Below are 7,858 nucleotides of genomic sequence, written 5' to 3' on the forward strand. Positions count from 1 at the left end.
CGCGGTGCTGCTCGCGGCGGCGGCCGCGCCCGCCGCCGCGGCCTACCCCGACCGCCCGGTGACGCTGGTCGTCACCTATCCGCCGGGCGGCACGGTCGACGTCGTCGCGCGGCTGCTGGCGCCGAAGCTGTCCAGCCTGCTCGGCCAGCCGGTCGTGATCGAGAACCGCGGCGGCGCGGGCGGCATGATCGGCGGCGCCTATGTCGCGCGCGCCAAGCCGGACGGTTACACGTTGATGCTCGATGCGTCGAATCACGCGCAGAACCCGGCGCTGCACAGCCGCATGCAGTTCGACACGCTGAAGGATTTCGCACCGGTGTCGCTGCTGTTGCGCGTGCCCAATGCGCTGGTGGTCACGCCGTCGTATCCAGTCAAGTCGGTGGCCGACCTGATCAAGCTGGGCCAGGCCAATGCCGGCAAGCCGGTCTATTTCGCCTCCGCCGGCAACGGCTCGGCGCAGCATCTGGCCGGCGAGCTGTTCAACCTGATGGCGAACACGCGGCTCGAGCACGTCGCCTACAAGGGCGGCGGTCCGGCGATGGTCGACGTGATGGCAGGCCAGGTGCCGGTGATGTTCGCCAGCATGGGTTCGGCCTGGCAGCACATCAAGAACGGCAAGCTGCGTGTGGTGGCGGTGGGCGGCTCGAAGCGCTCGAAGGCCGCGCCCGAGCTGCCGACCATCGCGGAGGCGGGCGTGCCGGGCTACGAGAGCTACGAATGGAACGCGGTGTTCGCGCCGGCCGGCACGCCGCCGGCCATCGTCGACCAGGTCTCTCGCGCGCTGGCGCAGGTGCTGAAGGATCCGGTCGTGGCCGAGCAACTGGCGGGCTTTGGCGCCGAGACCGTCGGCTCGACGCCGGCCGAGCTCGATGCTTTCCGCCAAGCGGAAATCGCCAAGTGGAAGAAGGTCGCGGCGCAGGCGAAGCTGAGCCTCGATTGAGGCGGTTCTCGCAGCGCGGCCAATCTCCCTGTCCCGCTCACGCTTGCCTTCTCGTCTGCCGATGGCGGAGAAGCCTCCGGCCGAGAAACGCCGCGCTATGATTTGCCCCCTGACGAGCCTTTCGCGGTGCCAAGGAGCAAGCCCACGATGCGGGACCTGGATTTGACCAGCCTGCGCCTGTTTGTCGCGGTCTGCGAGACGCGCAACATGGCGCGGGCGGGTGAGCAGCAGCATATCGTTGCGTCGGCGATCAGCAAGCGGCTGGCGCAACTGGAGGATACGGTCGGCGCGCAGCTGCTCGAACGGCGCCGGCGCGGCGTGATTCCGACTCCGGCCGGCGAGATCCTGCTCGAGCATGCGCGGGCGATGCTGGCGGCGGCCGACCGGGTCGCGCGCGACATGGCCGACTATGGCTCGGGCATCAAGGGGCAGGTCAGGCTGCTCGCCACGGTGTCGTCGATGGCGGAATCGCTGCCCGACGACATTGCCGGCTTTCTGCAGCAGCCCGAGCACCGCGATATCCGCGTGTCGGTCGAGGAAGCCGTGAGCCGCGAGGTGGTGCGCGCGGTGCGCGAGGGCTCCGCGCCGCTCGGCATCTGCTGGGACGCCGCCGATCTGGAAGGGCTCGCCACGCGCCCCTATCGCGCCGACCACCTGGCCGCGGTGGTGCCTGCCTCGCATCCGCTCGCCGAGGCAATCGAGTGCGCGTTCTCCGATACGCTGGACTTCGACCATATCGGCCTGCCGGCGCAGACCGCGGTACACACCATGCTGGCGCGCCATGCGGCCATCTTCGGCAGGCCCGTGACCTATCGCGCGGTGGTATCGACCTTCGACGCGTCGCTGCGCTGCGTGCGCGCCGGGCTGGGTTTGGCGATCATGCCGCGGGAGGTGGTCGAACCGGTCGCCGCGAGTCTTGACGTGCGGGTCGTGCCGCTGACCGATGGCTGGGCGCATCGGCGCTTTGCGATCTGTTTCCGCGACGAGCAGAGCCTGTCGCCGGCCGCGCGCATGCTGGTGGCGCATCTCGAGCGGATGGCCGCCGGGGAGTGAGGCGCGCCGGCGGCTGAGCCGTCGCTGTCAGCGTCCGCCGGCGGGCCGCAACAGCGATCCGCATAAACCCGGCTTCCGCTGACCCGTACGATGGCTTAAGCAATGGCAGATGGCGCCGAAGCGGCCGGTTGGCCGACACTACGGCGATTTCGAGCCCTGGGTACGCAGGGCATTACATCCGGAGACATCGCCATGGCTGTTCGTATTGGGTCCACCCATTCCCTTCGACCGCTCGCTTCGCTGCGCCTGACCGTCGCGGCGCTCGGCCTGCTCGCCGCGGCCGCCGTGCAGGCGGCCGATGCCTTCCCGCACAAGCCCATCGCGCTGGTGGTGCCGTTCTCCGCCGGCGGTCCCACCGACGTGGTCGCGCGCAGCCTCGGCCAGGCCATGTCGAAACACCTCGGCCAGAGCGTGGTGGTCGAGAACCGTACCGGCGCGGGCGGCACCATCGCGCCGGCCTATGTGGCCCGCGCCGAGGCCGACGGCTATACGCTGTTGATCCACCACAACGGCATGGCCACCGCGCCGGCGCTGTACCGCAAGCTGTCGTACGACCCGCTGAAGGACTTCGAATACGTCGGCCAGGTCGCCGACGTGCCGATGACGCTGCTGGGCAAGAAAGACTTGCCACCCAACAACACGGCGGAACTGGTCCGCTACGTGCAGCAGAACGAGTCGAAGATCAATCTTGCCAACGCGGGGCTCGGCGCGGTCTCGCAGCTGTGCGGGCTGCTGTTCGAACAGGCCACCAACGTCAAGCTGAACGTGATTCCGTTCCAGGGCACGGCGCCCGCCATGACGGCGCTGCTGGGCGGCCAGGTCGACGTGTTGTGCGACCAGACCACCGCGACGCTGCCGCAGATCGCCGCCAACAAGGTCAAGCTGTACGGCGTCACCACGCCGCAGCGGATCCGCGCGTTGCCCAATGCGCCGACCTTGCAGGAAGGCGGCCTCAAGGGCTTCGAGATGAAGGTGTGGCACGGCGTGTATGCGCCGAAGGGCACGCCGGCCCCGGTGGTCGCGCGCCTGACCGCCGCGCTGCAGGCGGCGCTGAAGGACCCGGCGGTGGTCAAGCGGCTGGACGAACTGGGCGCCGAGATCGTGCCGCCGGCCAAGCAGACCCCGGAAGGCCTGAAGACCTGGCTCAAGGCCGAAAGCGACAAGTGGCAGCCGATGCTGCGCAAGGCCGGCGCCTTCGCCGACTGAGCGCCGGCACCGGCTATCCCGGGCGCCGCCGGTTCAATGCCGCGGCGCCTTGCCCGTCAGCGTCTCGCGGGCGGCGCCAAGGCGCTCGCCCATCGCCGCGCCCAAGGCCTGCAGGCCGCTCATCGGGCGCACCATCACCTCGAACTCCTCGATCCGTCCTTGCTCGTCGAAGCGCAGCATGTCGATGCCCTTGAGCGCCTTGCCGTCGACTTCGGCGCTGAATTCCAGCACGACGCTGTTGCCGTCGCTGCTGGCGAAGGTGCGGTGATAGCGAAAGTTCTGGAACACCGTATTGACGGTCTTCAGCACCAGCTTGATCGCGTCGCGGCCGGGGTAGGGCGTATGCGCGACCGGCGAGCGGAACACGATGCGGTCCGACAGCAGCGGATCCAGTTCCTCCATCGCATTGCGCTCCAGCAACCGATGCCAGGCCGCCAGGGTACGGCGCGCGGCATCGGACAAGGGCTGGTCGTCGATTTCCATCAGGCTCTCCTCTTCGGGTCAAGGGCAGGGACGGCGCAAAGCGTGCCGACGGGATCGACCGATGCCGCGGCACGCTTGCTTATGCAACTGGTTGCATTGAGAATAGCAGTGCGCCTCAGCGTATGCAAACAGTTGCATTAGAAGCGCGACTCGGTCGCCAGCCCATGCGAAGCCATCGCCCAACGCCACGATCGCGTATCGCCGCTCACCGAGTGTCGGACAGCGGTGGACAGCAAGGCGGATGACATGTGCGCTACAGTGCCGCCCAATGGACACGGTACGGACGCGGCCATCTCCGCACCGCGCCGCTGTCGCCACGCAACCATCGCCCCTTTCATGACCCCTCGCGCAGCGCCCGATCGACAGGAAGCGCCATCGGAGGATGGCCCATCAGCGCTCGCGCTGTTTCACGGCGACCGCGGCGCGGCCGCGCTCGAGGCGCTGCTGAACGCGCTGCCGCATCCGGTGCTGGTCAAGGACCGCGCCCATCGCTGGTTGCTGCTGAACGACCAGATGTGCGACCTGATGGGCCACAGCCGTGCGGCGCTGCTCGGCCACACCGATCATGACTTCCTGCCCAGGGAACAGGCCGACGGCTATTGGGCGGTCGACGACGAGGTGTTCGACACCGGTGAGGAACGCGAGGTCGAGGAGACGCTGACCGCCGCCGACGGCAGCACGCGCGTGCTGGCAACGCGCAAGCGCCGCGTGATGCTGGCCGGACCCGACGGCGCGCCGATGCCGGTCGTGATCGCCTCGATCATCGATATCACCGACATCCGCCGCGCCGAGAGCGCGCTGCGCGAGAGCGAGGCGCATTACCGCCATTCGGTCGAATTGAATCCGCAGGTGCCGTGGACCGCCGATGCGCAAGGGCTGGTGTCCGAAGCCGGGCCGCGCTGGGAGGAGCTGACCGGCAGATCGGTGGAGCAGGGCAAGGGCACCGGCTGGGCCGAGCAGGTCCATCCCGACGATCTGCCCGACACCTTGCGGCGCTGGCGGGACAGCGTCGATACGGGGCAGCCGTTCGACCACGAGTTCCGGTTGCGGATGCAGGCCGGCCAATACCGCTGGTTCCGCTCGCGCGCCGCGGCCCGGCGCGACGAGGATGGCAAGGTGGTGCGCTGGTACGGCACGCTGGAAGACATCGACGACCACAAGCGTGCCGAGGCGGCGCTGCGCGAAAGCGAGCGATTCAGCCGCAGCATCCTCGAGAACAGCCCGAACTGCATTCGCGTGCTCGACCTGGATGGCCGCGTGCTGTACGCCAATGCGACCGCGTATCGCCTGCTGGAGCTCGATGACGACGAGCCGGTACTGGGCCAACGATGGGTCGACCTGGTCCCGGAGCCCTGCCGCGCGGACGCCGGCGCGGCGCTGGACGCGGCCCGCTCCGGCGGCATCGGCCGTTTCACGATCCGCCGCCATACCCGCAATGGCGCCGTGCAGTGGCTCGATACCGTGACCGCGTCGATCCCGGGCGAGCAGGGCCGGCCGGCGCGCCTGCTGGCGATTTCGCTCGATGCCACCGAGGCGCGCCAGGCGCGCGACGCGGCCGACCGCGCGCAACGCGAGGCGCAGCAGCTGGCGCAGCGGCTGTCCGCGGTGCTGGAGAGCACCATGGACAGCGTGATCGTGATCGACCGCGACTGGCGGCTGACCTATTTCAACGGCAACGCCGCCCGGGCGTTGCAGGAACGCGCCCCCGCGATCGGCCGCAGCCTGTGGGAGATGTTTCCCGAGGAGGCCGACGGCGTGTTCGCGCGGCACTACCGGCGGGCGCTGGACGAACAGGTGTCGGTCGCCTTCGAGGAATACCTACCGCCGCTGGCGATCTGGCTGGAAGTGCACGCCTATCCGACGGCCGAGGGCCTGTCGATCTTCTTTCGCAACATCACGGAACGCCGCCGCGCCGAACAGGAACGCCTGGCCGCGCAGCAGCGCCTGGCCTACCTGAGCCGGCACGACGCGCTGACCGGCACACCGAACCGCGTCGCCCTGCGCGAGCATCTGGAGCGGCTGCTGCGCGAGCGCAGCCGCGCCGCCCTGCATTGCGTCGATCTGAGCGGCTTCAAGGGCGTCAACGACACCTTCGGCCATGCGGTCGGCGACGCCGTGCTGCGCCAGGTCGCGGACAGGCTGCGCGGCTGCCTGACCGAGGCCGATACCGTCGCGCGGCTGGGCAGCGACGAATTCGTCGTGGTGCAGACGCCGGTTGCCGACGGCGCGCAGGCGGCGGCGCTGGCGCGCCGCATCCAGTCCTGCCTGTCCGAGCCGTTCACGATCGAGGAGCATACGGTGACCATGGGCGCGAGTGTCGGCATCGCGATCGCGCCCGAACACGGGGAACGGCCCGACGATCTGCTGCGCGCCGCCGATATCGCGCTCGACCACGCCAAGCGCGAGGGCGCCTCGAGCGTGCTCGCGTTCCACGCCGACATGGACGCGCAGTTGCGCGCCCGCGTCGCGATCAAGCGCGACCTGCACCAGGCGCTGGCCGACGGACAGTTCGTGCTGCACTACCAGCCGGTGTACGACCTGCGCTCGGGACAGGTCCGCTGCTTCGAGGCGCTGCTGCGCTGGCAGCATCCGGACCGCGGCATGATTTCGCCGGCGGAGTTCGTGCCGATGGCCGAGGAGACCGGCCTGATCGTGCCGATCGGCGCCTGGGTGTTGCGCGAGGCGAGCCGGCAGGCCGCGGCTTGGCCGGCCGCGGTGTCGGTGGCCGTCAACCTGTCGCCGCTGCAGTTCCGCGATCCGGCGCTGGTCGACACGGTGCGGCAAGCGCTGGGCGAGGCCGGGCTATCACCCCAAAGGCTGCAGCTGGAGATCACCGAGTCGGTGCTGCTGCAGGAGAGCCAGACCAATCTGTCGACGCTGCAGGCGCTGCGCGAGGTCGGTGTGCGCATCGCGATGGACGACTTCGGCACCGGCTATTCGTCGCTGGGCTATCTGCGCAGCTTTGCCTTCGACAAGATCAAGCTCGACCGCTCCTTCGTCACCGATCTGCACGGCGGCCACGAAGCGCGCGCGATCCTGCACGCGGTGGCGAGCCTCGGCGCGGCGTTCGAGCTCGTGACCACGGCCGAGGGCATCGAGACCGAGAGCCAGCTCGCCGCGGTGCGCGAGGAGGGCTATGACGAGGGGCAGGGCTATCTGTTCAGTCCGCCGGTGCCGGCGGCGCAGGCCCTGCAACTGCTCGAGCGCGGTGCCAGCGCATACATCGCCGGGCGGGCGGCATCATGAACCATCACGCCAGCGCATGCCTGCCCGCCGCGATCAGGATCGCGTCGTCCTGCGGCGTATGCACGCGGCCGCAGAGCACGTCACGGTAGTGGCGCTCCAGCGGGTTGTTGCGGCTCAGTCCGTGATTGCCCGCCAGTTGCAGCGCGAGTTCGACCGCGCGGATCGCATTGCCGGTCACGGTGAACTTCAATAGCCCGCTGTCGCCGGGCGTCGGCGGGTGGCCGGCATCGATGCGCGAGGTCGCGTCGTCGAGCAGTGCCCGGTTGGCCTGCAGCAGCGCGGCGATTTCGCCGATGGTCTGCTGCACGCGCGGCAACGTCGCCAGTGGCGCGCCCAGGCTCGCCGGCGCACGGGTCTGCACGAAGTCGCGAATCCAGTCGAAGCCGGCACGCGCCACCGCATCGTAGAGGCTGCCGAGCAGTACGACCATCCAGGCCTGCTGATCGGCATTGGCGTCGATATCGGCCTGACTGGCGCCCGCCGGCGTCCATTGCTCGGGCAGGCGGAGATCGACCGCGTATTCCGGCGGAATCCACACATCGTCCAGCACCGTCTCGTGGCTGCCCGAAGCGCGCAGCCCCAGATGGTTCCAGTTTTCGACCACGCGAATGCCGCGTGCCGGATCGGCGGGACCCGGCACCAGAAACACGCCGACGCGCGGCTGCGGCTCGTCGGTGCGCGCCCAGACCGCGAGCCAGCGCAGCGCCGGGATGCCGGTGCAATAGAGCTTGCGCCCGTGCAGGCGCCAGCCGTCCGCCGTGCGCGTTGCCACCGTGCCCGGCAGTCCGCCGCGCGAAGGCGAGCCCAGTTCCGGCTCGACGCGCAGGGCGTTGATCAGCGCGCCCTCGGACACCGCGCTGTCGAACACTCGTTGTGTGGCTGCCGGTGGCCAATGCGTGTCGTCGCGCGCCATCGCGCGGTGCTGCAGAT

Annotated in this window: 6 protein-coding genes; 4 read left to right on the top strand and 2 right to left on the bottom strand. The window is 69.6% G+C overall.

The annotated features are described in order from the left end of the window. The 3 genes from B551_RS10175 to B551_RS10185 form a co-directional block, all read left to right on the top strand. A partial coding sequence (locus tag B551_RS10175) for a tripartite tricarboxylate transporter substrate binding protein (RefSeq protein ID WP_023264011.1) occupies positions 1 to 940 on the top strand: 940 nt, incomplete at its 5' end. A gap of 147 nt (positions 941 to 1,087) precedes the next feature. After that, a complete protein-coding gene (locus B551_RS10180) occupies positions 1,088 to 1,993 on the top strand; it encodes a LysR substrate-binding domain-containing protein (protein ID WP_006576797.1) in 906 nt (301 codons plus the stop codon). Positions 1,994 to 2,185: 192 nt separating this feature from the next. Next, a complete protein-coding gene (locus B551_RS10185) occupies positions 2,186 to 3,199 on the top strand; it encodes a tripartite tricarboxylate transporter substrate-binding protein (RefSeq protein ID WP_006576798.1) in 1,014 nt (337 codons plus the stop codon). 33 nt (positions 3,200 to 3,232) lie between these two features. On the opposite strand, the gene B551_RS10190 is transcribed toward B551_RS10185, so the two are convergent. Beyond that, the gene (locus B551_RS10190; protein WP_006576799.1) at positions 3,233 to 3,682 is read right to left on the bottom strand and encodes a nuclear transport factor 2 family protein; all 450 of its coding nucleotides are present in this window, start codon (positions 3,680 to 3,682) and stop codon (positions 3,233 to 3,235) included. Positions 3,683 to 4,018: 336 nt separating this feature from the next. Here B551_RS10190 and B551_RS10195 point away from each other — a divergent pair, with 336 nt between their 5' ends. Then, a complete protein-coding gene (locus tag B551_RS10195; protein ID WP_023264012.1) occupies positions 4,019 to 6,928 on the top strand; it encodes an EAL domain-containing protein in 2,910 nt (969 codons plus the stop codon). 4 nt (positions 6,929 to 6,932) lie between these two features. On the opposite strand, the gene B551_RS10200 is transcribed toward B551_RS10195, so the two are convergent. After that, a partial coding sequence (locus tag B551_RS10200; protein WP_043438635.1) for an acyl-CoA dehydrogenase family protein occupies positions 6,933 to 7,858 on the bottom strand: 926 nt, incomplete at its 5' end.

Source organism: Cupriavidus sp. HPC(L) (genome assembly GCF_000307735.3).
In the GTDB taxonomy this organism is placed as follows: domain Bacteria; phylum Pseudomonadota; class Gammaproteobacteria; order Burkholderiales; family Burkholderiaceae; genus Cupriavidus.

Excerpts from the sequence above, each read along its gene's own strand:
- B551_RS10195 (WP_023264012.1), top strand. The coding sequence starts at position 4,019 with ATGACCCCTCGCGCAGCGCCCGATCGACAGGAAGCGCCATCGGAGGAT.
- B551_RS10190 (WP_006576799.1), bottom strand. The coding sequence starts at position 3,682 with ATGGAAATCGACGACCAGCCCTTGTCCGATGCCGCGCGCCGTACCCTG.
- B551_RS10180 (WP_006576797.1), top strand. The coding sequence starts at position 1,088 with ATGCGGGACCTGGATTTGACCAGCCTGCGCCTGTTTGTCGCGGTCTGC.
- B551_RS10185 (WP_006576798.1), top strand. The coding sequence starts at position 2,186 with ATGGCTGTTCGTATTGGGTCCACCCATTCCCTTCGACCGCTCGCTTCG.